Below are 26057 nucleotides of genomic sequence, written 5' to 3' on the forward strand. Positions count from 1 at the left end.
CCTAAGAAAAATCCCCGGCTGCAGGCTGCAGCCGGGGATTTTCTTTGCGTGCGGGGCGTTAGAGGACGTCCGAGAGGAAGCCCTTGAGCCGGTCCGTCCTTGGCTCGGTGAAGAGCTGCTCAGGCGGCCCGGACTCCACCACGACCCCGGCATCCATGAACGTCACGGCGTCGGAGACGTTGCGGGAGAAGCCCATTTCGTGGGTCACCACCACCATGGTCATGCCGCCCTTGGCGAGGTCCGTCATCAAGGCCAGGACACCCTTGACCAGCTCGGGGTCCAGGGCAGAGGTGGCCTCGTCGAAGAACATCACCTCAGGCTTCATGGCCAGTGCACGGGCGATTGCCACGCGCTGCTGCTGGCCGCCGGAAAGGTTGGCTGGCCGGGACTCGGCCTTGTGCTTCAGGCCCACCAGGTCCAGCTGTTCCAGCGCCTCGCTGCGCGCCTCCTCCTTCGAGAGCTTGCGCAGCTTGCGCAGGGCCAGCGAGACGTTTTCCTCCACCGTCTTGTGGGGGAACAGGTTGAACTGCTGGAACACCATGCCGATCCTGCGGCGGAGCTCGTCGGGATTGTCCTTCAGGACCGAGCGGCCGTCCAGCAGGATGTCCCCCTGGTCGGGTTCGATCAGCCGGTTCATGACCCGCAGCAGGGTGGACTTACCGGATCCCGACGGGCCGATGACTGACGCCGTGGTGCCCTGGGGCACATGCAGGTCGATGCCCCGCAGCACGTGGTTGCTTCCGAAGGAAAGGTGGATGTTCTTGGCGCTCAGCGTTCCTGATGCGAACTCGCTCATGCCTGGGCTCCCTTTCCAACGACGGCTGCGGCGTCGTCCGGTTCTTTCTTTTCGGGCCGGCCGCTGCGCAACCGGGCATCGATCCAGTTCACGAAGTGGGTCAACGGGATGGTGAGTACCAGGTAGAAGACGGCGGCCGCCACGTAGGGCGAAAGGTTGCCGGTGGTGGCTGCCGCGTCCTTGCCGATCTGGAAGATTTCCCGCTCACTGGCCAATAGGCCGAGGAGGAAGACCAGGGATGACTCCTTGATCAGCGCAATGAACTGGTTGACCAGGGCAGGAAGCACCCGGCGGATGCCCTGGGGAACCACTACCAGGCGCATGGATGCACCGTAGCCGAACCCCAGGGCGCGGGATGCCTCCAGCTGCCCTTTGTCAACGCTCTGGATGCCGGAGCGGAAGATCTCCCCGATGTAGGCGCCGGACATCAGGGACAGTGCTGCGACCGCCATCGGATACGGGCTCGTCGAACCCGTAAATTCACGGACGATCGGACCGAATCCGAATCCGATGACCAGGATGGTCAGGACAGGCGGAAGGCCGCGGAGGATGTCGGTATAGACCCGTGCGACCCAGCGCGCTGCTGCGTTCCGGGAGATCCCCATCAGGGCGAGCAGCATCCCGAGGGCTGTCCCGATGATGCCGGAGATGATGGCGAGCACGAGGGTGTTCGGCAAACCGACGGCGAACATCTTGGGGATGACTTCGCCCATCGCCTTCCAGTCAAGGAAAGTGTCAGCGAGTTGCTTGAGGATATCCATGGAACGCCCTGGTTACTTGGCGGCCGGGATCTGGACGGCCTTGCTGCCCGGCTTCCAGCCCTGCGGGGTCTGCTCAGCAACGGTCGGGCGGTCCTTGTACCATTCGGACGTCAGCTTGGTCCAGGTCCCATCGGCGATGACTGCGTCCAGGCCGGAGTTGAGGGCGTCGATCAGGGGCTGGTTGTCCTTGTTCACTGCGTACGCGGTGAAGTTCTGGGTGTTCACAACCTTTTCGGCGATCTTGGTGTTGTCGCCGTCCTTGACCTGGCCGGTCGCCTGCTGGGACGGTGCCACCCAGGCGTCGATCTGGCCGTTCTTCACGTTGCCGTAAACGGTGTTGTAGTCCGGGAAGCGGACAGGCTCCAGCTTGAGGGTGTTGGTGACGTAGTCATCCTGCACAGTGCCCTGGACGACGCCGATGCGGACGCCTTCCTTGAGGTCGGCAAAGCCGTTGACCTTGGAGCCGTTCTTGGTGACGACAGCCATGTAGCCGAAGTCGTAACCGTTGGTGAAGCCAACGGTCTTCCGGCGGGCGTCGGTGGTGGAGATCGAGGAGGACCCGACGTCGAACTGCTTGTTGGCCACCTGGGACAGCAGGGCGGAGAAATCGGTGGAGGCGAATTCAACCTTCAGGCCCAGCTTGTCACCGATGGCGCGCAGCAGTTCGTTGTCGTAGCCGGTGAACTTGCCGGAGGGATCGATGAAGATGTTGGGCGGGGCGTCCGAGAGGGTTCCTACACGCAGGGTGCCTTCGGTGATGAGGCCGAGCTTGGACTTGTCGATCTTATCGATCGGGGTGACGCTGGCGGTGGTGTACTTGTCCAGCGTCTGCTGGTCGCTGCCGGCGAGGGCATCGGTGGGGGTGCCGCTGGGCTGGGAAGACCCGCCACCGCAGGCTGCAAGGGAAACCGCGAGGGCCACTGCAACAGGAGCGGTAGTGAGCCATTTCATCGCTTTGATTTTCATCAGGTTGTCACTTTCATATGAGGCATAAGTCGACCGGGCCGCAAGGCAGCGCTGTGGCGCCTGGCACCTGCCCGGCGCTGATCCAGCTGTCCGCGGCAGGGGTGACCGGCAAAACTTTATTGTCTCACTTGGGCGGATACCGGAGGTTAGGCGAACAAAGGGGAGTCCGTCCGCTGTGAGGCCGAATTTTATTCCGCCCCACGGCTGATAGTGCCCGCAGTTGCAGCGCTATTACGCTGCTGGGGCGAACGATGCCCTTGCTTCAAGCCTGCGCTTTATTAAGCGGCGTGACTGTGACATGCCTCCCACTGAAGAAGCACCGGCGCAGCCTAGAAGCCCCCTGCCGTAGCATCCTGCGGCGGCAGCACGGGCCAGTCTCCCTCGATCACGGCGGCCGGTTTCGTCTTCCGGAGGTACTCCTGGAAGTCCGATGCCTGGCTGACCGCCCAGTCCACCTGAAGCTGGTGCAGCTGGCTGGCCGGCATCATCAGCTTGGGGAACTTGCCCGCCATGGCATCCAGCACCCTGAGGGTGGCCAGGGCGTCCGCCGCGGAGGTATGCGCATTGTCCAGGACCACCCCGTACTCCTCACACAGCGCGGTGAGTGTCCGCTTCCCCTTGCGGTAGCGGTCAACCTGCTTGTTCATGATGTAGGGATCCAGGACGGGGAACCGGCTCAGCTGCGGAATCCCGTACCGGGCCGACTCGGCGGCGAGGACCGTGAAATCATAGCTCGCGTTGAAGGCGATCACCGGGGTGCCGGAATCAAACAGCTCCTGAAGGACTGTGGCCACCTCACGCGTGACCTCGTGGGCAGGGCGGCCCTCACGCCTGGCCTGTTCGGTGGTGATGCCGTGGACGTCACTGGCCTCCACGGGTATCTCCACCCCCGGATCGGCCAGCCACTCATGCTCCTTGATGACCTCACCCTGGTGGTCCACTACGGTGATTGATGCCGTGACGATTCTTGCCGCCCGCGAGTTGCGGCCCGTGGTTTCCAGATCGAACGCTGCGCGGGGGAGGGTGTTCCAGGAACTCATGCTTCAACGCTAAGGGGACCCACCGACAATTCCCGGGAACGCCACTGCGGCTAGATTGGATCAATGCGGAATGAGTACGTCCAGGCGGTCCTGGCCGTCGTGGGCCTGGTACCGCCGGGGGCGGCCGTATCCTATGGGGACGTTGCCGAGCTCCTGGGTGCGGGCGGCCCGCGCCAGGTCGGTTCCGTCATGAGCCATCACGGTGGCGCCGTCCCTTGGTGGCGCGTCCTGAAGGCCAGCGGCCACGCACCCCCGGGGCACGAGGCCGAGGCCCTCCTGCTTTACCTTGAAGAAGGCACTCCGCTGGTTGGCGACTACAGTTCCTACCTCCGCACGGGGGAGGGGCGGTGGCGGGTGGATTTGGGCACGGCACGCTGGGCGCCAACAGACAGTGATTTTGACAGTATCGACGCAGTTGCCGAGGAACTGGAGCGTCGGCTCCACAGGTTGTCGGTGCCTGATGATGGAATGATTTTGTGACCGTAACGATTCCTTTGACCGGACCCTGGGACCCGCACCGGCAGGAGCCGGAAGCAGGCAGGGAGCCGGCTTTCCCCATGCCCGGAAGCCCGGACGGCGGCAGTGCCCTCCGGTTGCTGCCGCCCCGGCGGGTGCACGCCGAGTCATTCCTGCTGACACCCGACCAGCAGGCAGCGGTTGACGTCACCCAAGGCTCCGGGCCAGTCCTGGTTCCGGGTGCACCAGGCACGGGAAAAACCACCGTCCTCGTGGAGGCCGCGGTCCAGCGGGTCTTCCGCGACGGCGTGGATCCGGAACGCATGCTGATCCTTGCGCCCACCCGGCTTGCTGCCGACTTCCTGCGGGACCGTTTCACTGCCCGGCTGGACAGGAGCCTCAGCACCACTCCTGCCAGGACATGGGCCTCGTACGCATTCGACCTGATCCGGCGCGCCAAGGCTGAAGGCGTCATACCGTTGTCCAGGCCGCCGCGCCTGTTGTCAGGCCCCGAACAGGACCTCATCATCAAGGAACTCCTTGAGGGCCACAGGCTGCCGGGCCTGGAACTGCCGTGGCCGTCCGATCTTGATGGCGCCCTGGAAACCAGGGGGTTCCGCCAGGAGGTGCGGCAACTCTTTGACCGCATCATTGAATCGGGCCGCACGGCTGAAGACCTTGCGCAACTGGCGGACGCCTGCGGCCGGCCGGACTGGAAGGCGGCGGCGCGCCTCTACGCCGAGTACCGGGACGTCCTCGACCTGCGGATGCCCGAAGCCTTTGACCCCGCCGGCATCATCACGGCCGCCCGGCAGATCTTCCAGGACGCGCCGGAATTCCTTGCAGCGGAACGTGCCAGGCTGCAGGTTGTCCTGGTGGACGATATCCAGGAAGCAAACCCGGCCATCTTTGAATTGCTGGCGGATATCGCCGCCGGTAAAGACTGCTACGTGACGTCGTCCCCAGACACTGTGGTCCAGGGGTTCCGGGGCGCCCGGCCGGACTTGGTGGCTGAACTGCCCCGGCTGTTGTCAGCACAATCGGCTGTCCTCGAGCGTCCGCTGTGGCATGCCCACGGCCTGGCGCCTGCAGTGGCAGAGGCGTGGTTGAACGTCGCAGGCCGCATCTCGCAGCGGGCAGGCGGCCAACTGGCCCGCCGCCTCAGCCGGCCCGGAGACGCCGGCGAACCCGGCATCGTCGAGGCCCACCTTGTCCCTACTCCGGTGCATGAGCTGCGGTACGTTGCCCAGCGGATCTTGGACCAGCACATCAACCACAACCGTGATCTTGCGGACATGGCAGTGATCGTGCGCAACGGCGGCCAGGTCAGCGAGTTGCAGCGCTATTTGTCCGGGCAGGGCATTCCCGTACGGGTGCCCGTGGCTGAATCCGCCGTGCGCGATGAGGTAGCCGTACGTCCGCTCCTCGATGCGTTCGCCATTGCGCTGGATCCGGAGCTTTTGACGCCCGAAGCCGCGGTGTCCCTCCTCACCTCCCGCATCGGCGGCGCTACCTCCATTGAGCTGCGCAGGCTCCGGCAATCGTTGCGGCGCGAGGAACTCCTGGGCGGCGGGGGCCGCGCCAGTGATGCGCTGCTGGTCCAGGCCCTGCTTGAGCCGGGGGCGCTGGGCGCATTGGGGATCGAAGGGCGCGCAGCACGGCGCACCGCGCGGATGATCCGTGCGGGGCGGGAAGCAGCCGGACTCCCGGGGGCCAACGCCGAGTCGGTACTGTGGGCGCTCTGGGACTCAACAGGCCTGTCGTCGGCCTGGACAGCGACAGCTTTGTCGGGCGGACCGCATGGGGCGCGGGCTGACCGCGACCTTGATGCGATGATGGCGCTTTTCCACACCGCGGAACGCTACGTGGACCAGATGCCCGGCGCCGGGCCGGAACAGTTCCTGGAGTATCTCCTGAACCAGGAGCTTCCCATGGACACCCTCGCCGCCCGGGCCCAGCTCGATGACGCTGTGGAGTTGATGACGCCGGCCAGCGCGGCAGGGCGGGAGTGGCCCGTGGTGATCATTGCCGGGCTGCAGGAGGGGGTGTGGCCCAATACGAGGCTCCGCGGTGAACTGCTCGGCAGCACCCTGTACGCGGACGCCGTGGAACATGGCCCGCAATATGCCCTGCAGCGCGATCCCCTCAGCCGCCTGCGGGATATCCGCTATGACGAACTCCGCAGCTTCTCCACGGCGGTGTCCAGGGCACGCGAACTGCTGGTCTGCACGGCGGTTTCGTCGGAGGACCACCAACCGTCGTCGTTCCTGGATTTTGTTTCACCCCTGGGGCCGGAAGCCGAGGGCCGGGCTTTCACCCAGGTGGAACGGCCCATGACACTCCGCGCCCTGGTGGCGGAGCTCAGGCAGCATGCCCAGCTCGATGCCGCGGCGCCACAGGCGGCGGAAGCCGCCAGGATCCTGGCGCAGCTCGCAGCGGCCGAACCAGCTGTGGCAGGAGCCCACCCTGGCAGCTGGTGGGGACTCGCCCCCCTGACCACATCCGAGGCTGTGGTCCCGCCCGGGGGAACTGTGTCCGTGTCCCCGTCGAAGGTGGAGACGGTGCAGAAGTCGCCGTTGGATTGGTTCGTCCAGGCAGCGGGAGGGGAGCCTGCCACGGACTTCGCCCGCAGCCTGGGCACCCTGGTACATGCCATCGCGCAGGACATGCCGGACGCACCCGGATCCGAGTACGTTGCCGAACTCGTGCGCCGGTGGCCTGCGCTGGGCATGAAGGACAATTGGGAGGGCCGACTGGACTTCCAGCGTGCCGAGTCCATGGTGCGGAAGCTGGCGCAGTATGTGCTGTCCATGAGGGACGAGGGCCGCAGCCTGCTGGGTGTTGAACAGGACTTCGAAGTGGCCCTCGGAGGGGTGGCGGTGGATGAAGCTCCGCCGCGGGACGCCGTGCTCCGCGGCCAGGTGGACCGGCTGGAGATCGATGGGGAAGGCCGGCTGGTAGTGGTGGACCTCAAGACCGGCAAGAGGCAGCCGGGCAAGGACGAACTGTCCCGCCATCCGCAACTGGGCGCGTACCAGGCAGCAGTGCTCGCGGGCGGGTTTGACGCTTCCGGCGGCGGCCAGGGCCTGTCCGGCGGGGCCGTGCTGGCGCAGCTCGGGACCGGGGCAAAAAGTCCAGCGATCCAACAGCAGGAACCACTCGACCCACAGGAGAACTGGGCATTGGACATGGTCAAGGAGGCCGCAGCCGTCATGGGTGGACGTGAATTCATTGCCCGGCACGATCCTGCCAAGGGCAGCCACGGCGGTCATGGTTGCCGTCTTCCCGAGGTGTGCCCGCTGTGCGTGCGTGGACGGCAGGTGACCGAATGAGTGGGGCCTTGCCTGCTGTGGAAGCCACCCCGGCGGTGCGTTTCAGCCCCGAAGAACTGTCCTTGCTGCTCGGCGAGAAGAACACTCCCACGCCCGAGCAATCCGCCATCATCTCGTCGCCCTTGGCGCCCCGGCTGGTCATCGCGGGCGCCGGATCGGGCAAGACCGCCACCATGGCGGACCGGGTGGTATGGCTGGTGGCCAACGGATGGGTTACCCCTGAGGAAGTCCTGGGCGTGACCTTCACCCGCAAAGCTGCGGGTGAACTCGCCAGCCGGATCCGGTCAAAACTCCTGGCGCTGCAGCGCCTTGCCGCGAAGGACGACCACCGGGAGCTTTTCCCGGCGGGGCTGCTCAGCAGTGACGCCCTGGAGCCCAAAGTGTCCACCTACCACTCATTCGCCAGCGGCATCGTTTCCGACTACGGCCTGCGGCTCGGGGTGGAGCGGGACGTGGTTCTGTTGGGGGGTGCGCAGGCCTGGCAGCTGGCCAGCGAGGTGGTTGAAGCCTACGACGGCGAATACCAGCACTTCCGCGCCGCAAAGTCCACCCTGGTCAAGGCCGTCATACAGCTGGCTGGTGAATGCGCCGAACACCTTCAGGAACCCGAAGACGTGGAAGCGTGGCTGATGGCGCGTCTTTCGGAGTTTGAATCCCTGCCGTACCTGGCCGACAAGAAGAGGAACACACCAAAGGCGGCGCTGGACCTCGGCGGTATGCTGCGGACCCGGGCAAGCGTCGTCGACATGGTGGGCCGCTACGCCGCCGCCAAACGGGCCCGCGGGGCGCTCGACTTCGGCGACCTTGTGGCCCTCGCTGCCAAGGTGGCGCAGGATGTTCCTTTGGCGGCCCAGATGGAACGCCAAAGATACAAAGTGGTTCTGCTCGACGAATTCCAGGACACGTCGTATGCCCAGCTGGTGCTCTTTTCCCGCCTTTTTGGCGGCGGCCATGCCGTGACGGCGGTCGGCGACCCCAACCAGTCGATCTATGGTTTTCGCGGCGCTTCGGCGGGGCAGCTGTTCCACTTCGTTCGCGAGTTTCCCGTGCGCACCGGGGAAGCGGAGGACGGAACCGGCTGGGCGCCCGCGCCCACCTCCTTCCTGACCACTGCATGGCGGAACGGCCGGTCGATCCTCGCAGCTGCGAACATCATGTCCCAATCCCTTGGCCGGACAGCTGCGCAGCATGGACCTGCCGGAAGCAGGCCGGCCGCTGCTGAAGTACCGCCGCTGCAACCGAGCCCGCACGCCGTGGACGGAACCGTGGTGCTGGGGCGCTTCGCCAGCGACGTAGAGGAAGCTGCTGCCCTGGCTGACGATGTCCTGCGGTACCGGGTGACGGATTTCGAGCTGAAGCCGGACGGTACACCGGAGCCCCCTGCGCTCGCCGTGCTGTGCCGCCGACGCGCGCAGATGGAGCCCGTCCGGCGGCAGTTCGAGGCCCGGGGCATCCCCTATGAAATCGTGGGCCTCGGCGGCCTCCTGGACACCCCGGAAATCGTGGACCTGGTGGCCACCCTGCGCGTCCTTGCAGACCCAGGCCGGTCTGATGCCCTCATGCGGCTTATCGCAGGTGCCCGGTGGCGGATAGGACCTGCCGATCTCATGGCCCTGCGCGACTGGTCCGGCCAGCTGGCACGCAGCCGGGGGAAGGCTGCGCAGGGGTTCGATGACGACGTCCAGGACAACGACGAAGCAGATGCCCCCATCCTCGAGGGTGACCTGACCGACGGAGCCAGCCTGGTGGAGGCCCTGGACTTCCTGCCCCGGGACGGATGGACCTCGTCCAATGGCCGCACCCTCAGCACGGAGGCGCGCAGCAGGCTGGCCAGGTTGTCAGCCGAGCTGCGGCAACTTCGTGGCTACCTCGGGGACGACCTCACCACGCTCCTGGGGGAGGTCGAAAGGGCCATGCTGCTGGACATCGAGGTGGCCGCCCGCCCCGGAATCAGCATCCATCAGGCCCGCCGCAACCTCGACGCCTTCCAGGATGCGGCGGCAGGGTTCCTCCGCACCTCCCAACGGGTGGACATCCTCGCTTTCCTGTCCTGGCTTGAGGCTGCGTCGGCGGAGGAAAACGGATTGGAGGCGCCGGCCAGCGGCGTCAACCGGGAAGCCGTGCAGCTGCTGACGGTGCACGCTTCCAAGGGCCTGGAGTGGGATGTCGTGTTTGTCCCGGGGATGAACGCGGGCGCCTTCCCCAGCGACCGGGATTCACGCTGGAGCAGCGGCTCTGCTGCGCTGCCTTGGCCGCTGCGTGGGGACCGGGCAGACCTGCCGCAGTGGGACCTCGACCAGCCGGACCAGAAAGGCTGGCTGGATGCCGAGAAAGAGTACAAAGCCGGCGTGCAGGCCCACGGGGAGTCGGAGGAACGGCGGTTGGCTTACGTCGCCTACACCAGGGCCAAGCATGTCCTGTGGGTGTCCAGTGCCGCTTGGGTGGGATCGCGGGCCGGTCGCGCGGAAATGTCCCCGTTCCTCGCGGAACTGGAAGCCCTCACGCAACCGGCTGATGGCAGATCCCGGGTGCCGGCTGTAGTCCATCCGTTCTCGCTGGAAGAGGCAGCGTTGCCCCAACAGAGCCCGCTGACGCAGGAGACGGAAGAAGCCCGCTGGCCCTACGATCCCCTTGAAGGACCCGTCGACCCACGCACGGGTGAACGCCTGCGCCTGGCCGGCGGGCGCAGGACGGCCATGGAAACGGCGGCGCAACAGGTGCTCGGACTACTGGCCGCCGGTTCCGCCCGGCCGCCTCGGACTGGGGGGACAGGGCAGGCGGGCAAGCCCGGAGAGGAAGGCCGTCCACTGCCAGGCCTCACGGGGGCCGCTGCAGGCTGGGCACGCGAAGCTGCGTTGCTGCTGGATCGCAGGGCAAGGAGGTCAGGTGGCCAGGACGTGCACCTGCCCACCCATATATCGGCTTCCACCCTTGTTGACCTTGGAGACGACCCCACGGCAGTGCTGGGCCGCCTGCGCCGCCCTGTGCCGCGCGAACCGGGCATGTCGGCGCGGAAGGGTACGGCGTTCCATGCCTGGGTGGAGGAGTATTTCGGAAAGGCCGGCATGCTGGACCTCGGCGAAGCACCGGGTTCGGACGACCACATCGATGCTGCCTACGACCTTGATGAGATGGTGGCCACCTTCAAGGCTTCCCCCTGGGCTGACAGGTCACCGGCCTTCGTCGAGGTTCCCGTGGAAACCAGGGTGGGCGAAGTGGTGGTCCGCGGACGGGTGGACGCAGTATTCCAGGACGCCGACGGCCGCTGGGACCTGGTGGACTGGAAGACCGGCCGGCCGCCGTCCGCACAGCAGCTGAAGACCCGGGCGGTGCAGCTGGCGGTCTACCGGCTGGCATGGGCGCGGCTCAAGGATGTTCCGCTGGAGGAAGTGCGGGCGGCATTCTTCTACGTTGCTGACAACGCGGTAGTGCGGCCGCACGACCTTGGGACGGCAGCCGACCTGGAAGGAATCGTTGCCGCTGCGATTACCCGGCCTTGAGGCCGCGCCCGCACCTGAGGGACGCCACGGTGGTTCCTCAGGGGGCCGGCCTGTCCGGATCAGCTCCGGTTCGCGTTGATGACCGAGATAGCTGCCGTGGACGTGTCGTCCGCCGCCTTGGTGTCACCGGCCCGCACCTCCGCGGCCTCAGCATCCGTGGCGGCAGGCTCCGCCGGGATGGGGGCCACGTGGACGGCGGGCTGTGCTTGAACTGCCGCCGGCGCCGGGACATCCGGCGTGGTGTCTGCTGCCGGTTCGGCGGGGACGGGGATGACCGTCACTGCGGGACTGACCGCGGAACTGCCATGCAAGGGGGCCGGGACTGCAGCGGACGTTCCGGCCGCCGCCGGTACGGCTGCTGCCGGTCCGGCGGGAGTGCCTTTGGCCGGCAGCGGCTCCACACTGATCGGCTGGCCGCCGAATTCGGCGATGTCGCTGGCAAGGCTTTCGAGCATTCCCTCGGCCTCGCTGACCATGTTGTGGTCGCCGGCTGCGAGGCCCTTGACCAGGTACTGCGCCAAGGCAAACTCGGCTGACAGGGCGGCCCTGCGCAGCAGGTGCTGGTCCGGCACGTCGCGGCGGCTGGACGTGTACGACTTCAGTACGGCATCAATGAAGTCCTGTTCGTTGGAGGCCACCAGCCAGGCGAAATCGTCTGCGGGGTCGCCGATGCGCAGGTCCGTCCAGCCGGTTACCGCAGTCACCCGGCCTGACTCCACCAGCAGGTTGTCCTCGTGCAGGTCGCCGTGGACAACGCAGGGGTTGAACCGCCAGAGGGATACGTCCTCCATGGCATGTTCCCAGCGGCGCAGCAGTGCGGCGGGGATCTTGCCCGTCGTTGCCGCCTGGTCCAGTTCGTTCAGCCTCCGTTGGCGGAACTCATTGGGCGTGTAGCTGGGGAGGTCGGCATTGCTGACCAGCGACCGGGGGAGGTCATGGACCGCGGCCAGCGCGGAACCGATTTCGCGGGCAAGCCCTGACGGTCCCGAGGTCAGCTCTTCCACGCTGCGCGTGCTCCCGGACAGGTGTGAGTAGACGAAGGTGGTCAGGCTTCCAAGCCGGACACTGCCGGCGACCGTTGGCATCAGGAACGGCAGTTCCGCCCGGACAGCGGGAGCGAAGGCGCGCAGCACCAGGAACTCCGTTTCCAGCCGTGCGCTGGCTTCGGCGTGCCGCGGCGACCGGACCCGCCAACGCTTGCCTTCGGAATCGAGGAGCAGGGCCGAGTCGAAGTCCGCGGGGTCGTCCGGCGCAGAGCTAACAGCTGTCGGGGTCAGTCCGGGGACTGCCGCGGTTGCAATCGCCGCCAGTTCAATCGGTTTTCTTCTCACCGTTCCACGGTAGATTGCGCGCCGTCCCTGACGGCGGTCTGGCCGCGGCGAGTCTCCAGATAGCTGGAATTAGGGGGCACCCCGGGGCCGATGGGGCCCGGCCGAAATGTGAAATGTCTGTAGCAGTCAGTACGGTGGAAGCATGAGCCACACGGAGTCCGCTGTAACCGTCCACCAGGCTGTACCGGCGCCGTTGCCGGCGAACCATCTGGTGGACACCCTGCTGCCGGTCAGGCCGGCACTGGTGGACCGCGGATCAGCCGCCCGCATCAGGGCCGGAATGATTGATGACCTGCTGGCCGGGCCGGACGCGCTGGCCGCAGTACTCTCAGGCCGGCAAGGCCTGGTGCGCGGCAGCAACCTGGTCCTGACCGGGGCCAGGGAACTCCTGGCACACCTCAAAGCGGCGGGATCAGCGCCGGAGCTCGTGGTGTACCTCGGATCCGCCCTGCCTGCTTCGGACGTTCCGGCGGGGACCGAGCTGCTGCTGTTCGTCCTGCCTGCACCTCCGGATCCCGGCACCGCCGGTATTCCCGCGGATGCGTCCTGGGCCGGCTTCCGTGACGTCGCAGCAGGCTTGACCGCCACCTCCACAGCCCTGTTCGTGGAAGCCAGCGCCATCGCCAACTGGCATGCAGCCCACACACACTGCCCCCGCTGCGGCACACCGACGGACGTTGAAGCCGGCGGCTGGGTACGCCGTTGCCCGGCCGACAATTCTGAGCACTATCCACGGACCGATCCCGCCATCATCGTCACGGTCGTCGGCCCGGGCGGCCGGCTGCTCCTTGGCGGGGGTGGCCCCGTGGACGCCCGGAATTACTCCACCCTGGCCGGGTTTGTTGAGCCGGGGGAGTCTTTGGAGGATGCTGTGGTCCGCGAGATCCAGGAAGAGGTCGGCGTCCGGGTCACTGCCTGCCAGTATCTCGGCTCGCAGTCATGGCCGTTCCCGGCCTCCCTTATGCTTGGATTTACCGCCGTCACCGAGGACGCCCAGGCAACGCCCGACGGCGTGGAGGTCACCAGGGCCCGCTGGTTCAGCCGCGAGGAACTCCAGGAAGCGGTGCTCAGTGGTGAGATCACCATTTCCAGCAGGCTCTCCATTGCCCGCTCCCTCATTGAGCACTGGTACGGCGGCCGGATCCAGGACCGGACCGGCGACTAAGTTATTCCATCCACCAGACTCCAGCACGCGGTAGTCGAGAAACAAAGCAGCAGAAGTGACTACAGAAAATTTTGACGGAGCAGCCTCCCTTGAGGACCGGATCCTTGGGGGGCTGGACGCAGAACAGCGTGAGGTGGCCAGCACGCTGAACGGCCCGTTGTGCGTGCTGGCCGGCGCGGGGACCGGCAAGACCCGTGCCATCACCCACCGCATTGCCTATGGCGTCCACTCGGGCGTTTACAGCCCTCAGCGCCTGCTCGCCGTGACCTTCACTGCCCGGGCGGCGGCGGAAATGCGAAGCCGGCTGCGCGACCTCGGTGCCGGAAATGTGCAGGCCCGGACGTTCCACGCCGCGGCCCTGCGCCAGCTGCAGTTCTTTTGGCCGCAGGCCGTGGGCGGCACGCTGCCCAATCTGCTGGACCACAAGGCCCAGATGCTTGCCGAGGCCGCCCGGCGGCTCCGGCTCAGTACGGACCGGGCCTCCATCCGCGACCTTGCGTCTGAGATCGAGTGGGCCAAAGTGTCCATGCTTACCCCCGCCAATTACCTGGAAAACGCGCAGGGGAGGGGCGCTCCCGGCGGGTTCGACCTTACTGCGGTGGCCCGCGTTTTCCAGTCCTATGAGGACGTCAAGACGGACCGCAACGTGATCGACTTCGAGGACGTCCTGCTGATCACGGTGGGCATCCTGCAGGAGGACGAGAAGGTTGCTGCCACGGTCCGGGAACAGTACCGGCACTTCGTCGTGGACGAGTACCAGGACGTTTCCCCGCTGCAGCAGCGGCTCCTGGAGCTGTGGCTCGGCGGCCGTGACGAACTGTGCGTGGTGGGCGACGCCAGCCAGACCATCTACTCCTTCACCGGCGCATCGCCCAGGCACCTGCTGGACTTCAAAACCCGCTATCCGCAGGCCAATGTGGTCAAGCTCGTCCGGGACTACCGTTCCACCCCGCAGGTGGTGAAACTGGCCAATGACCTGCTGGCCGGCCGACGGAGTGGTGGCCCTGCCGCTGACGCCGCCTGGGCAGCTCCCCTTCAGCTTGTGGCGCAGCGCCCCGCCGGCCCGGCGCCCCAGTTCACCGAATGCTCGGATGACGAGGCCGAAGCCGCCACGGTGGCGCAGAAGATCAAGGCACTGCTCGACGCCGGGACTCCCGCCAGCGAGGTAGCCGTCCTTTTCCGCACCAACGGCCAGTCGGAAGCCTACGAACAGGCGCTCGCGGCGGCAGGAATCGGCTACCAGCTCCGGGGCGGCGAACGCTTCTTCGCCCGCAAGGAGGTCCGGGACGCCATCCTCCAGCTGCGCGCAGCCACCCGGGCCGTTTCCGAAACCGATACACCGGAACCCCTGGGCCAGCTGGTCCGGGACATCGTCTCGTCCCTCGGGTACACGGATTCTGCCCCGCACAGCGGGGGAGCCCTGCGTGAGCGGTGGGAGTCGCTCGCGGCGCTGGTGGCGCTCGCCGATGAACTCGTCCAAAACCGTGGTGCCGGGTTTGGCCTGGCCGATTTCGTCAACGAACTCCAGGAACGCTCCCTGGCCCAGCACGCGCCCACCGTCCAAGGCGTGACCCTCGCTTCCCTCCACGCAGCCAAGGGCCTGGAATGGGACGCGGTCTTCCTGGTGGGGCTCAGTGAGGGCCTGATGCCCATTTCCTTCGCGGATTCTCCCGAATCGGTGGATGAGGAACGCCGGCTGCTGTATGTCGGCATCACCCGGGCCCGTGAGCACCTGTCCCTCTCGTGGAGCACCGCCCGGACTCCCGGCGGCCGCGCCAACCGGAAGCCGTCCCGGTTCCTGGACGGGCTGCGGCCTGACTCGGTGGCAAGTTCAAGTGCCCGCGGAAAGGGAACCCCGCCCCGGAGGAAGGCTGCCGCGCCCGCTGTGTGCCGGGTCTGCGGGACCATGCTCGCCACCGGGGCCGAACGCAAGGTGGGCCGCTGCAACGCCTGTCCCCCCACGTACGAGGAACAGACCTTTGACGCCCTGCGAAACTGGCGCCGCGAGGTGGCCCAGTCGGCGGACGTCCCTGCGTTCGTCGTCTTCACCGATGCCACCCTCACCGCCATTGCCGAAGCCAGGCCGGCGTCCCTGGAGGAGCTCGCCGGCCTCGCGGGCGTCGGCCCGTCAAAGCTCGAAAAGTACGGTGAAGACGTCCTCCGGGTCCTGGTCGAAAGTTCCGTCCTGTGAGGCGGGGCAGCCCGGCAAGCAGCGGCACGCCGCAGGCAGCATCACTGACCACATCCCACGGTTCTCCGGTTGAGGTGCGGCGTTCTGCCAGGCGGACGCGGACGGTAGCCGCATTCTGGGAGGACGGAACGGCGGTGGTCGCCATTCCGGCGCGTTTCACTGCTGCCCAGGAACGGGAGTGGGTGCAGCGCATGCTGGCGAAGCTGCACAAGCAGGGGGAGCGGCGGGCTGCAGCCGGGCGGCGGCGCCCCGCCACCGATGATGCCCTTGCAGCCCACGCCGCACAGCTGTCGGCACAGTACCTCGGCGGCAGGCCGGCGCCCACGTCCGTCCGCTGGGTCAGCAACCAGAACTCCCGGTGGGGCTCCGCCACGCCGGCCGACGGAACCATCCGGCTGTCGGACAAACTGCGGCCGATGCCCCAATGGGTCATCGACTACGTCCTGTTGCACGAACTGGCCCACCTCCTGGTGGCCTCACACAACGCCGCATTCTGGAAGCTGCTGGAGGCGTATCCGGAAACCCAGCGGGCCAAAGCATTCCTGGAGGGCGTTTCGTTCGCGACGTCCCGGGGGCTGGAGGGGCTGCAGAAGGACGGCACGGCCGGCAGCGGCGTCGCCGGCCAGCCCACGTCCGGAACACCGATCGGATGCTGAAAACCCCGGTGGGCCAGGAAATCCTGGCCCACCGGGGTCTTTCTTTGGGTCTCTATATGTCAGCCTTTGGGCTGGCCGGTTCCGTCGTCGTCGTTGTCCCCGGCATCTTTGGTGTCCGCGGCTCCGCCGTCTTCAGCGGAGGCATCGTCAAACCCGCCACTCAGCAGTTTCTGCAGGGCGTCATCAACTTCGCTGTCGCTGGCCTCGGCCAGCTTGCGGCGTGAGCTGAAGCCCTTCGGATCGTCCAGGTCTTCGGCCGTGGGCAGCAGGTCGGGGTGGTGCCAGATGGCGTCCCGGCCCTCGATCCCGCGTTCGTCCTTCAGCGTGGCCCAGAGGGATGCGGCATCTCGAAGCCTGCGCGGCCGCAGCTCCAGCCCCACCAGGGAGGCGAAGGCGTGCTCGGCCGGACCGCCCGTTGCCCGGCGCCGCCGCACGGTTTCCCGGAGCGCCCCGGCCGACGGCAGCACCTTCTCGGTGGCCGCCGCCGTCAGTTCGTCAACCCAGCCCTCCACCAGGGCGAGCGCCGTCTCGAGCTTCTCCAGGGCCTGTTCCTGGGCGGGGGTCCGCTGCGGCATGAACACACCCTGGGACAACGCCTCCTGGATGCCCTCCGGGTTGCTCGGGTCCAGGTCGCGGGCCAGTTCCTCGATGCGCGAGGTGTCGATGTGGATGCCGCGGGCATAGGCCTCGATCGCACCCAGAAGGTGTCTGCGCAGCCAGGGCACCTGCACGAAGAGCCGAGCGTGGGCGGCTTCCCGCACGGCAAGGAACAGCCGGATATCGTTCTCCGGCAGGGACAGGCCCTCGCCGAAGGCGGCAACGTTTGCCGGCAGCAGTGCCATTTCAAGGTCGGCCAGCGGGACGCCGATATCGGTTGAGCTCACCACGTCCTTGGACAGGGCGCCGATGGCCTGGCCCAGCTGCATGCCGAAGATCGCGCCGCCCATGTTCTGCAGCATGGAGGAGGCGCCGCCCATCATGGACTTCATCTCCTCCGGCATCTGCTCCGTCATGGCGGAGGACAGCGCATTGGCGATGCTGTTGGCCACGGGTTCGGTCAGCCGCTTCCAGGTGCCCAGGGTGGCCTCCACCCATTCGGCGCGTGACCAGGCTTTGCCGATCAGGCCGGTGGCGGGCAGGTCCGTGACCGGGTCCAGCCACAGCTCGGCGAGGCGGAGGGCTTCGTCCACCTCCCGCGACTGCTGGGCCGAAACCGACGGGTCGGAGCTGCCGGCGGCAACGCGCCGGGCGTTGTCATGGGCCAGCGTCCAGTTGACCGGGCCCTCGGACGGTGCACTCATCATGGCCTGCACCTGGGAAAACATCTGGGCCAGCAGGTTGGGGTCGTCCGGCAGGCCGGCAGCCTTGGCGAGTTCGGAGGGGTCGAAGTTTTCCATCCCCTTGCCGCCCATCAGGTTCTGCAGCATTTCGGTCAACGGATCCTTAGGGGTGTCGTCGCCGTTGGACGGATTGAGTGGGTTGGAGGTCATGGTCCCGCCGATCGATGGTGTGACTGTTGATCAACCTTCACGGTACCCCGGTGGGGGTCGGCTGTCTGCCGCCCGCCGCCGTCGTTCGCTCTAGGCAAAGCGCCCCGGCGCGCCGCCACCGCGTACTGTTGGTGGGGTGACTACAACCCGTGGCGGACACCCCTCCGAGGACCACGTTCCCGATGTTTCCCCCTTCTCCAGCCCCGGCCCCTTTGGGGCCGGCAGTCCGCCGGAAGGCCCGGGCGGAAGCGGCGTGGCAGGCGCGGGCAGCAGCGCCAGGGCGGCCGACGGCGGACGCCCGGGCAGGCGGCTTTCCACCATGATGGTTGCCGGGCTGGCGGCGTTGGGGCTGGGGATTGCCGTGGGCACCCTTCCGGTGCCTTACGTGATCGAGTCGCCCGGGCCCACCTACAACACGCTGGGGGAGAGCCAGGGGCATCCGGTCATCAACGTCAGCGGCCACGAGACCTATCCCGCAGCCGGGAGCCTGGACCTGACCACGGTGTACGTCGACGGCGGCCCCACCGGCTCCGTCAGCATCCTCAACGCCTTCTCCGCGTGGCTGGACAACTCCAAGGCCGTCTACCCTGTGGAACTGATCTATCCCACGGGAACCACCAAGGAGGAGGCCCAGGAACAGAGCGCGGTGGCCATGGCCACGTCCCAGGAGAACGCGGTGGCCTCCGCCCTGAACGAACTCAAGATTCCTTTCGGCCAGCAGCTCCAGGCCGCGGGGCTGTCCAAGGACTCGGCATCTGCGGGCAAGATCCAGCAGGGGGACATCCTCAAGTCCATCAACGGCAAGGAAATCACCTCACTTTCCGTCATCCAGGATGAACTGGCTGCGGGCAAGGGGGCCCCGGCCGCGGTGACGGTGGAACGGGCCGGCCAGCCTGTTGCCCTCGAGGTGACGCCCAAGGACAACGGGCAGGGCCGCTTCATTCTCGGCGTCATGCTGAAGTACCTGTTTACTTTCCCCTTCCAGGTGCAGATCTCCCTGGACAAGGTGGGTGGCCCCAGCGCCGGACTCATGTTTTCGCTGGGCATCATCGACACGGTGACGCCGGGCGACCTCACCGGCGGCAAGCACATCGCGGGAACCGGCACCATTTCGCCGGACGGTGCGGTGGGACCCATCGGCGGCATCGGCCAGAAGATGCGGGGTGCGCGCTCGTCCGGAGCGTCCCTGTTCCTGGCGCCCGCCGCCAACTGCGACGAGGTTGCCGGACACATCCCCGACGGCCTCCAGGTGGTCCGCGTGGAGAACCTCGCGGAAGCACGGCACGCGGTGGAACTGGCCGGGAGCGGGCAGGACACATCCGCACTTCCGGCGTGCACGGGCAAATAGGCCGCCTGCGCCATGCATAGACTGGGCCCAAACAGTTTCGACAGGAACTAAGCTTTACCGCCACTCGTGGCACTGATGACGGACGAAACCAGCCGTTTGACCGGTACCGTACGTCGCTCGCACGCTTCGAATGTTTCGACGACCAGCTATGAGGTACCCAGTTTGTCCCGTCCCGCCAGCACCACGTCCACAGGAAGGCCCCCATCGCGACGGGGAGCCCTGACGCCCACCCTCATCGTCGTCGCCCTGGTGGTAGTGGGCTTCATTTTCTTCGCCAACGTCTGGACCGACGTCCTTTGGTACCGGCAGCTGGGCTTCCTCGAGGTCTTCATCACCGAAAACCTTGCCAAGATCGCCACCTTCGCGGCCGGCTTCGCCATCATGTTCGCGGCGGTTTTCTTCTCCATCCGCATTGCCTACAACGCCCGGCCCGTCTACGCCCCGGACTCTGAGGTCCGGGACAACCTCAACCGGTACCAGGCCCAGCTTGAGCCGGTCCGCCGGATTGTCATGATCGGCCTGCCGGTCCTCTTCGGACTCTTCGCGGGCAGCGCAGCCGCTAGCCAGTGGCAGAAAGTCCTGCTGTTCTTCAACCAGGTGGGCTTCGGCCAACCCGATCCGCAGTTCAACATGGACATCAGCTTCTACCTGATGACCCTGCCGTTCCTCGGGTTCGTCACCGGGTTCCTGATCAGCGTGGTGGTGATCGCAGGCATCGCCGGCATCCTCACCCACTACCTGTACGGCAGCATCCGGCTCATGGAGCGCGGCGTGTTCACCAGCCGGGCAGCGCAGATCCACATCGCCGTCACCGGCGCCGCGTTCCTGGTGCTCCTGGGCGTCAACTTCTGGCTGGACCGCTATTCGTCCGTGCAGAGCAACGGCGGCCGCTGGGCCGGTGCGCTCTACACCGATGTCAACGCCGTCATCCCCACCAAGGCCATCCTCGCCGTTGCTGCCGTCCTGGTGGCCATCCTCTTCATCGTTGCTGCCGTCATCGGCCGCTGGCGCCTGCCCGTGATCGGCACAGCCATGCTGATCATCACCTCCATCCTGGCCGGCGGCGTCTACCCGTGGGTCATCCAGCAGTTCCAGGTCCGCCCGTCGGAGCAGACCCTGGAAAGCAAGTACATCCAGCGCAACATCGAAAACACGCGCAAGGCCTACGGCCTGGACGGCATCCAGGAAACCCGCTACGACGCCACCAACACTGCCAACACCGGGGCGCTTGCACCCGACGCGCAGACCACGGCGAACATCCGCCTCCTGGACCCGAACCTGATCTCCGACGCCTTTGCGCAGCTGGAACAGTACCGCCCGTACTACCAGTTCCCCAAGGCCCTCAACGTGGACCGTTATGAGGTGAACGGCAAGATCCAGGACACCGTGATCGCGGTGCGGGAGCTGAACCCCACGAACGTGGCCACCAACCAGCAGGGCTGGCTGAACCAGCACGTCGTATACACGCACGGCTACGGGGTTGTGGCGGCCAAGGGCAACAAGTTCACCGTCGACGGCAAGCCTGAGTTCCTGCAGTCCGGCATTCCGTCCACCGGCGTCCTGGGTAATGACACCACCTACGAACCGCGGATCTACTTCGGTGAATCCTCGCCTGAATACTCGATCGTGGGTGCGCCGGACGGCGCCACGCCGCGCGAGCAGGACCGCCCCTCCGGCAAGGAAGGGGAAGGGGAAACCCAGTACACCTTCAAGGGCAACGGCGGGCCGAACGTCGGCTCGTTCTTCAACAAGATCCTCTACGCCATCAAGTTCCAGTCCTCGGACCTGCTGCTCTCCGATGGCGTGAACCCCGAGTCCCAGATCCTCTACGACCGCAACCCCCGCGAGCGTGTCCAGAAGGTGGCCCCGTACCTGACTGTTGACGGCGGCGCCTATCCGGCTGTGGTGGACGGCCGCGTCAAGTGGATCGTGGACGGCTACACCACCAGCCAATACTTCCCCTACTCGCAGCAGAAGCAGCTGTCCGATGCCACCGCTGATTCGCAGACCAGTTCCGGCCGCGCCGTGGCCCTGCCGAACAGCACAGTGAATTACATCCGCAACTCCGTCAAGGCGACGGTGGATGCGTATGACGGCTCGGTCACCCTGTATGCCTGGGACGACACCGACCCCGTCCTCAAGGCCTGGCAGAAGGTCTTCCCTTCAACGCTGAAGCCGTATTCGGAGATGTCCGGTGCACTGATGAGCCACGTGCGCTACCCGGAGGACCTGTTCAAGGTCCAGCGCGAGTTGCTGGGGCAGTACCACGTCACCGATCCCACCAGCTTCTACAAGAACAACGACGCCTGGAGCACGCCGGCTGACCCCACCGTGGACACCGACGTAAAGCAGCCGCCGTTCTACATGTCGCTGCAGATGCCGGACCAGCAGAAGCCGGCGTTCCAGCTGACGTCGTCCTTCATCCCGCAGATCGTAAACGGTAATGCGCGCAACGTCCTGTACGGCTTCCTCGCCGCTGATTCGGATGCAGGCAACCAGGCCGGCGTGAAGGCTGACGGGTATGGAAAGCTGCGGCTGCTGCAGATCCCGCCGGAAACCCAGGTGCCCGGTCCGGGGCAGGCGCAAAACAAGTTCAACTCGGACCCCACCGTGTCGCAGGCACTCAACCTGCTGCGGCAGGGCGCGTCCGACGTGCTGAACGGCAACCTGCTCACCCTCCCCGTTGGCGGTGGCATCCTCTATGTCCAGCCGGTCTACCTCAAGTCGACGGGTGAGACGTCATACCCCACGCTGCAGCGCGTGCTGGTGGCCTTCGGCGACAAGGTGGGCTTCGCGCCCACACTTGATGCAGCCCTCAAGCAGCTCTTCGGTGGGGATTCCGGCGCAGCCGCGGGGGACTCGGCCAACAATGGCCAGACGCCGGCCGGTCCTTCAGCGCCTGCCACGCCCGCAGAGGCGGACGCCAAGGCGCAGCTCAAGGCGGCCCTGGACGAGGCGAACTCCGCCATCCAGGCAGGCCAAACGGCGCTCGCAGCCGGCGACTTCGCTGCCTATGGCGACGCACAGAAGAAGGTTGCGGCCGCGCTGAAGAAGGCGATGGACGCCGAGGCCAAGATTCCGGTCACGGCTCCGGAGGCCAGCCCGGCCCCCGCTGCCTCCGGGTCGCCTTCGTCCTCGCCGTCACCGTCCCCGTCCCCGTCCGCAGGGCAGTAGGACGACGGCGGCACCCGGCACCCGGTCCCCGCGGGGCCGGGTGCCGGGCCGGCGTAACGGACGTCACGCCGCCACGATTTGGCCTGCGGTTCACCTCCCGGTAAAGTAGTTCTTGCGACGCGGGGTGGAGCAGTTCGGTAGCTCGCTGGGCTCATAACCCAGAGGTCACAGGTTCAAATCCTGTCCCCGCAACTGAGGAAAGACCCGGACATTGGAAACAATGTCCGGGTCTTTTGCTTTGTCCGGGGTCTTTTGCCTTTCCCGGGTGCTGTGGTGTGACTGGCGGATCCACCGGTGACGGCGGGTTCGCGGAGAAGTGGTCAGGGCGGCCGCGAAAGTAGGGTAGTGTTGATCAAGCGACGCGGGGTGGAGCAGTTCGGTAGCTCGCTGGGCTCATAACCCAGAGGTCACAGGTTCAAATCCTGTCCCCGCAACTTATGAAGGCCCCGACCGGCAGTTACGCCGGTCGGGGCCTTTCTTTTCCTTGGATGCGCCCAGTTCCTAGTATTCTCTTTCGAAGGGTCCCGCGATCTGCGGGCAGCCCCCCGTCATTCCTGAGAGGTATGTTGTTCGATGGCCACACCCACGAAGAAGCCCGGCTCCGCGACGGGTAAGCGGTCCCGGCTTTACTGGATGGTTCCCGCCGTCCTCGTGGCACTGGTCCTGGTTGTGCTGGTGGCCAGGCTGCTCATTGGGCTGCCGGCCGTGGCGTCCTTTGTCGCCGACTACCCGGGCCGGTCCGAACTTCCGGACAACGCGCCCGTAGGATTCCCCGCCTGGCTGGCCTGGCAGCACTTCCTCAATGCGTTCTTCCTGCTCCTGATCATCCGCACGGGGTGGCAGGTCCGGACCACCACCCGCCCCAGCGGGTACTGGACCAGGAACAACAAAGGCCTGATCCGCACCAGGAACGCGCCCACCAAGATCAGCCTCGAACTGTGGTTCCACCTGACCCTGGATGCCCTCTGGATCCTCAACGGGCTCATCTTCGCGGTCCTGTTATTGGCCACCGGGCAGTGGATGCGCATCGTCCCCACCAGCTGGGACGTCTTCCCCAACGCGCTGTCAGCCGCGCTGCAGTACGCGTCGCTGGATTGGCCCACCGAGGACGGCTGGATCAACTACAACGCCCTGCAGCTGCTGGCATACTTCGTGACCGTCTTCATCGCAGCGCCGCTGTCGTTCATCACGGGCCTGCGGATGTCCGCAGCGTGGCCCAAGAAGGCAGCCGGCCTCAACAAGGCGTTCCCCATTGAATGGGCCCGTGCCGTCCACTTCCCGGTAATGATCTACTTTGTTGCCTTCATCGTGGTCCACGTCTTCCTGGTGCTCGCCACGGGCGCACTGCGGAACCTGAACCACATGTACGGGGTCCGCGACGACGACGGCTGGTTTGGCTTCTGGGTATTCCTCGCCTCCGTGGCGGTCATGGTGGCGGCCTGGTTCCTGGCCCGGCCGGTCTTCCTGAGGCCCATCGCGTCCCTGATGGGCAAGGTCAGCCGCTGACGGGGCGGCGCCGCAGGGGCGGCGTCAGGCGTCCTTGAGCTTCTGGTAGGCGTCCAGGGCCCGTTCCCGCGACTCGGGCAGGTCCACGAGCGGATGGGGGTATCCATCGGTGTCCGCCGCCCACGGTTCGTGGATCTCCTTGCCTTTGAGCTCCCGGAGTTCGGGGATGAACGCCCTCAGGTAGCGGCCGTCGGCGTCGAACTTCTTACTTTGGGTCACCGGGTTGAAGATCCGGTAGTAGGGCGAGGCATCCGCCCCCGAGCCGGCCACCCACTGCCAGTTGGCGGGGTTGTTCGCGGCATCGGCATCCACCAGGGTGTCCCAGAACCATTCCTCCCCGACCCTCCAGTCGGTCAGGAGGTTCTTGACCAGGAATGACGCGGCGGCCATGCGCACCCGGTTGTGCATCCAGCCTGTCTGCCACAGCTGCCGCATTCCGGCGTCCACCAGCGGGTAGCCGGTGTTTCCCTGCTGCCACGCGGCGAGCTCCTGCCGGCTGGGGGAGGCCCACTGGAAGTTGTCGAAGGCGGGGCGGAAGTTCCGGGTCGCCAGGTCGGGGTTGTGGTACAGCAGGTGCCAGTTGAATTCCCGCCAGCCCAGTTCGGCCCGGTAGGTGCCGACGTCGGAAGGAACCTTGCGGGGATGCCGGCGGCGAATCTCGCGCCACACGCGGAACGGGCTCACCTCGCCGAAGCGCAAATGTGGTGAGAGCCGGCTGGTGCCCTCGGTTCCGGGCAGGTTCCGGCCAGTGCCGTATTCCTCGATGGGACCGTCAAGGAAGTCCTCAAGCCGCTCCTGGGCCCCTTTTTCGCCGGGCACCCACGTGGCGGCCAGCCCGGCGCTCCAGTCGGGTTTGGAGGGCAGGAGCTGCCAGCTGCTGAGCGTGTCACTGCCGGGCAGGCCCTTCCCGGCAGGCGCGGGGCCGGGCAGCGCATCCGGCGCCTCGTAGGGGTCACGGATGTCCTGGGATGCCAGGCACGCACGCCAGAAGGGCGAATACACCTTGTAGGGTCCGCCCGCCCCGGTCTTCACTGTCCAGGGCTCGAAGAGGAGGTTCGCCTGGTAGCTGGCCGCCTCGATCCCGTTCCCGGCCGCCCAGTCCTTGAGCCCGGCGTCGATTGTCCGTTCGGGTTGCCCGTAACGGCGGTTCCAGAAAAGGTGGCTTGCCTTCGTCCGGATGGCAAGGTCCCTGATGATGTCGCCGGCGGGACCACGCCGGAGTACCAGGCGGGATCCCTTGCTTTCGAGGTCGGCGGACAGTGCGGCCAGGGAGTGGTGCCGCCACCAGCGCGCTGCCCCACCGAGGGGACGCACGCCGTCGGACTCCTCGTCCAGGATGTAAACCACTGTCAGCGGCGCATCCCGGCCGGCGGCCTCTGCGAGGGCAGGGTTGTCGTCCAACCTCAGGTCATCGCGCAGCCAAACCAGGGACGTGCCATCAGAAGAAGTCATGGCACCACGCTACACACCGCGGACGCAGCAATGGCCGGGACCACGGTCCCGGCCATTGCGTCTTCAGCTGGAGGCGGTGCCCCGAACTTTAGAGCTTGTCGAAGTCGGCCTCGTCGACGGTCGATTCGGACGATGTGGGGCTTGCGGCGCCCAGGGCAGGCTTGGAGTTTCCGGCCTTGAGGGCCGCCAGCCGGGCTTCGATCTCCGTCTGCTCGCCCAGGTCCTCCAGCTGGTTGAACTGGGCGTCCAGGCTGGAGGCTGCAAGCTCCTGCTGCCCGCGGACCTTGGCCTCTTCGCGCCGGATCTTTTCCTCGAAGCGGCCCACCTCGCTGGTGGGGTCCATGATGTCGATGCTCTTGATGGCGTCGTGGACCTGTGACTGTGCCGCTGCCGTCTTGGACCGGGCAACAAGCTCGTTGCGCTTGCTGGTCAGCTGGTTGAGCTTGTTCTTCATCTGGTCCAGGCCGGTCTTCAGCTTGTCCACTACCTCGCGCTGGGAGGCGATGCTCGGCTCTGCGCCCTTGGCTTCGCTTTCGGCCGCCATCTGGCGCTGCAGGGCCACCTTTGCCAGGTTGTCGAACTTCTCGGCGTCGGCTACGTCGCCGGCCGCGCGGAACTCGTCAGCCTTGCGGGAGGCGGCAAGTGCCTTGTTGCCCCAGTCGCGGGCGTTGTTGATGTCCTCGTTGTAGTCGTCTTCCAGCATCCGGAGGTTGCCGATGGTCTGCGCCACGGCGGACTCGGCTTCGGCGATGTTGTTGGTGTAGTCGCGGACCATCTGGTCCAGCATCTTCTGCGGATCTTCGGCGTTGTCCAGCAAGGAGTTGATGTTCGCCTTCGCCAGCTGCGCGATCCGGCCGAAAATGGACTGCTTAACCATGGTGTTTGCCTTTCGT

17 protein-coding genes and 2 tRNA genes are annotated in these 26057 nt (G+C 66.5%); 11 read left to right on the plus strand and 8 right to left on the minus strand.

Annotated features, from left to right (window positions below; translation table 11 throughout):
• Positions 1-58: 58 nt before the first annotated feature.
• From MRBLMD1_RS03760 to MRBLMD1_RS03775, 4 genes are all read right to left on the minus strand, one after another.
• On the minus strand, positions 59-796 hold the full coding sequence (locus tag MRBLMD1_RS03760; RefSeq protein WP_159631518.1) for an amino acid ABC transporter ATP-binding protein: 738 nt from the start codon (positions 794-796) through the stop codon (positions 59-61).
• Positions 793-1557 carry an amino acid ABC transporter permease gene (locus MRBLMD1_RS03765; RefSeq protein WP_159631519.1) on the minus strand — a complete coding sequence of 255 codons (765 nt, stop codon included), beginning with the start codon at positions 1555-1557 and terminating at the stop codon, positions 793-795. The genes MRBLMD1_RS03760 and MRBLMD1_RS03765 overlap by 4 nt, the downstream gene beginning before the upstream one ends.
• A 12-nt stretch (positions 1558-1569) precedes the next feature.
• On the minus strand, positions 1570-2523 hold the full coding sequence (locus MRBLMD1_RS03770) for an ABC transporter substrate-binding protein (protein ID WP_159631520.1): 954 nt from the start codon (positions 2521-2523) through the stop codon (positions 1570-1572).
• Between the two features lie 329 nt (positions 2524-2852).
• A complete protein-coding gene (locus MRBLMD1_RS03775) occupies positions 2853-3563 on the minus strand; it encodes a 3'-5' exonuclease (RefSeq protein ID WP_159631521.1) in 711 nt (236 codons plus the stop codon).
• A 63-nt stretch (positions 3564-3626) separates the two neighbouring features.
• Between MRBLMD1_RS03775 and MRBLMD1_RS03780 the strand changes: the two genes are divergently transcribed.
• The 3 genes from MRBLMD1_RS03780 (at position 3627) to MRBLMD1_RS03790 (ending at position 10851) form a co-directional block, all read left to right on the plus strand.
• Positions 3627-4043, plus strand: a complete 417-nt coding sequence (locus MRBLMD1_RS03780; RefSeq protein ID WP_255172697.1) for an MGMT family protein — start codon at positions 3627-3629, stop codon at positions 4041-4043.
• Positions 4044-4120: 77 nt separating this feature from the next.
• Complete coding sequence (locus MRBLMD1_RS03785) at positions 4121-7351, plus strand: ATP-dependent helicase (RefSeq protein WP_364398005.1); 3231 nt, start codon at positions 4121-4123, stop codon at positions 7349-7351.
• Positions 7348-10851, plus strand: a complete 3504-nt coding sequence (locus MRBLMD1_RS03790; RefSeq protein WP_364397584.1) for a UvrD-helicase domain-containing protein — start codon at positions 7348-7350, stop codon at positions 10849-10851. Before MRBLMD1_RS03785 ends, MRBLMD1_RS03790 begins: the two co-directional genes overlap by 4 nt.
• Before the next feature lie 59 nt (positions 10852-10910).
• Here the strand turns inward: MRBLMD1_RS03790 and MRBLMD1_RS03795 are convergent, their stop codons facing one another.
• Positions 10911-12182, minus strand: a complete 1272-nt coding sequence (locus MRBLMD1_RS03795) for a macrolide 2'-phosphotransferase (protein WP_159631524.1) — start codon at positions 12180-12182, stop codon at positions 10911-10913.
• Positions 12183-12324: 142 nt separating this feature from the next.
• Here MRBLMD1_RS03795 and nudC point away from each other — a divergent pair, with 142 nt between their 5' ends.
• The 3 genes from nudC to MRBLMD1_RS03810 are packed head-to-tail and all read left to right on the plus strand — an operon-like array spanning position 12325 to position 16194.
• Positions 12325-13347: an NAD(+) diphosphatase gene (nudC, locus tag MRBLMD1_RS03800; RefSeq protein WP_364397587.1), complete on the plus strand. Its 1023-nt coding sequence runs from the start codon at positions 12325-12327 to the stop codon at positions 13345-13347.
• A 55-nt stretch (positions 13348-13402) separates the two neighbouring features.
• Positions 13403-15538 carry an ATP-dependent DNA helicase UvrD2 gene (locus MRBLMD1_RS03805; RefSeq protein ID WP_159631526.1) on the plus strand — a complete coding sequence of 712 codons (2136 nt, stop codon included), beginning with the start codon at positions 13403-13405 and terminating at the stop codon, positions 15536-15538.
• A complete protein-coding gene (locus tag MRBLMD1_RS03810) occupies positions 15535-16194 on the plus strand; it encodes a M48 family metallopeptidase (protein WP_364397589.1) in 660 nt (219 codons plus the stop codon). The genes MRBLMD1_RS03805 and MRBLMD1_RS03810 overlap by 4 nt, the downstream gene beginning before the upstream one ends.
• Before the next feature lie 59 nt (positions 16195-16253).
• On the opposite strand, the gene MRBLMD1_RS03815 is transcribed toward MRBLMD1_RS03810, so the two are convergent.
• Positions 16254-17684: a zinc-dependent metalloprotease gene (locus MRBLMD1_RS03815; protein WP_159631527.1), complete on the minus strand. Its 1431-nt coding sequence runs from the start codon at positions 17682-17684 to the stop codon at positions 16254-16256.
• 136 nt (positions 17685-17820) lie between these two features.
• On the opposite strand from MRBLMD1_RS03815, the gene MRBLMD1_RS03820 reads away from it, so the two are divergent.
• The 5 genes from MRBLMD1_RS03820 (at position 17821) to MRBLMD1_RS03840 (ending at position 23712) form a co-directional block, all read left to right on the plus strand.
• A complete protein-coding gene (locus tag MRBLMD1_RS03820; protein WP_414703662.1) occupies positions 17821-19032 on the plus strand; it encodes a YlbL family protein in 1212 nt (403 codons plus the stop codon).
• Positions 19033-19194: 162 nt separating this feature from the next.
• Positions 19195-22206, plus strand: coding sequence for a UPF0182 family protein (locus MRBLMD1_RS03825; RefSeq protein WP_201302403.1), 3012 nt, complete (start codon positions 19195-19197; stop codon positions 22204-22206).
• Between the two features lie 118 nt (positions 22207-22324).
• Positions 22325-22398, plus strand: a tRNA-Met gene (locus tag MRBLMD1_RS03830).
• Between the two features lie 168 nt (positions 22399-22566).
• A tRNA-Met gene (locus MRBLMD1_RS03835) sits at positions 22567-22640 on the plus strand.
• A gap of 139 nt (positions 22641-22779) precedes the next feature.
• Complete coding sequence (locus tag MRBLMD1_RS03840) at positions 22780-23712, plus strand: cytochrome b/b6 domain-containing protein (RefSeq protein WP_364397592.1); 933 nt, start codon at positions 22780-22782, stop codon at positions 23710-23712.
• Positions 23713-23736: 24 nt separating this feature from the next.
• Here the strand turns inward: MRBLMD1_RS03840 and MRBLMD1_RS03845 are convergent, their stop codons facing one another.
• Both MRBLMD1_RS03845 and MRBLMD1_RS03850 read right to left on the minus strand, forming a co-directional pair.
• Complete coding sequence (locus tag MRBLMD1_RS03845) at positions 23737-25164, minus strand: cryptochrome/photolyase family protein (protein WP_364397594.1); 1428 nt, start codon at positions 25162-25164, stop codon at positions 23737-23739.
• 88 nt (positions 25165-25252) lie between these two features.
• Complete coding sequence (locus tag MRBLMD1_RS03850; protein WP_364397596.1) at positions 25253-26041, minus strand: PspA/IM30 family protein; 789 nt, start codon at positions 26039-26041, stop codon at positions 25253-25255.
• Positions 26042-26057 lie beyond the last annotated feature (16 nt).

The sequence above is a fragment of the Pseudarthrobacter sp. LMD1-1-1.1 genome (assembly GCF_040676255.1).
Lineage (GTDB): Bacteria > Actinomycetota > Actinomycetes > Actinomycetales > Micrococcaceae > Arthrobacter.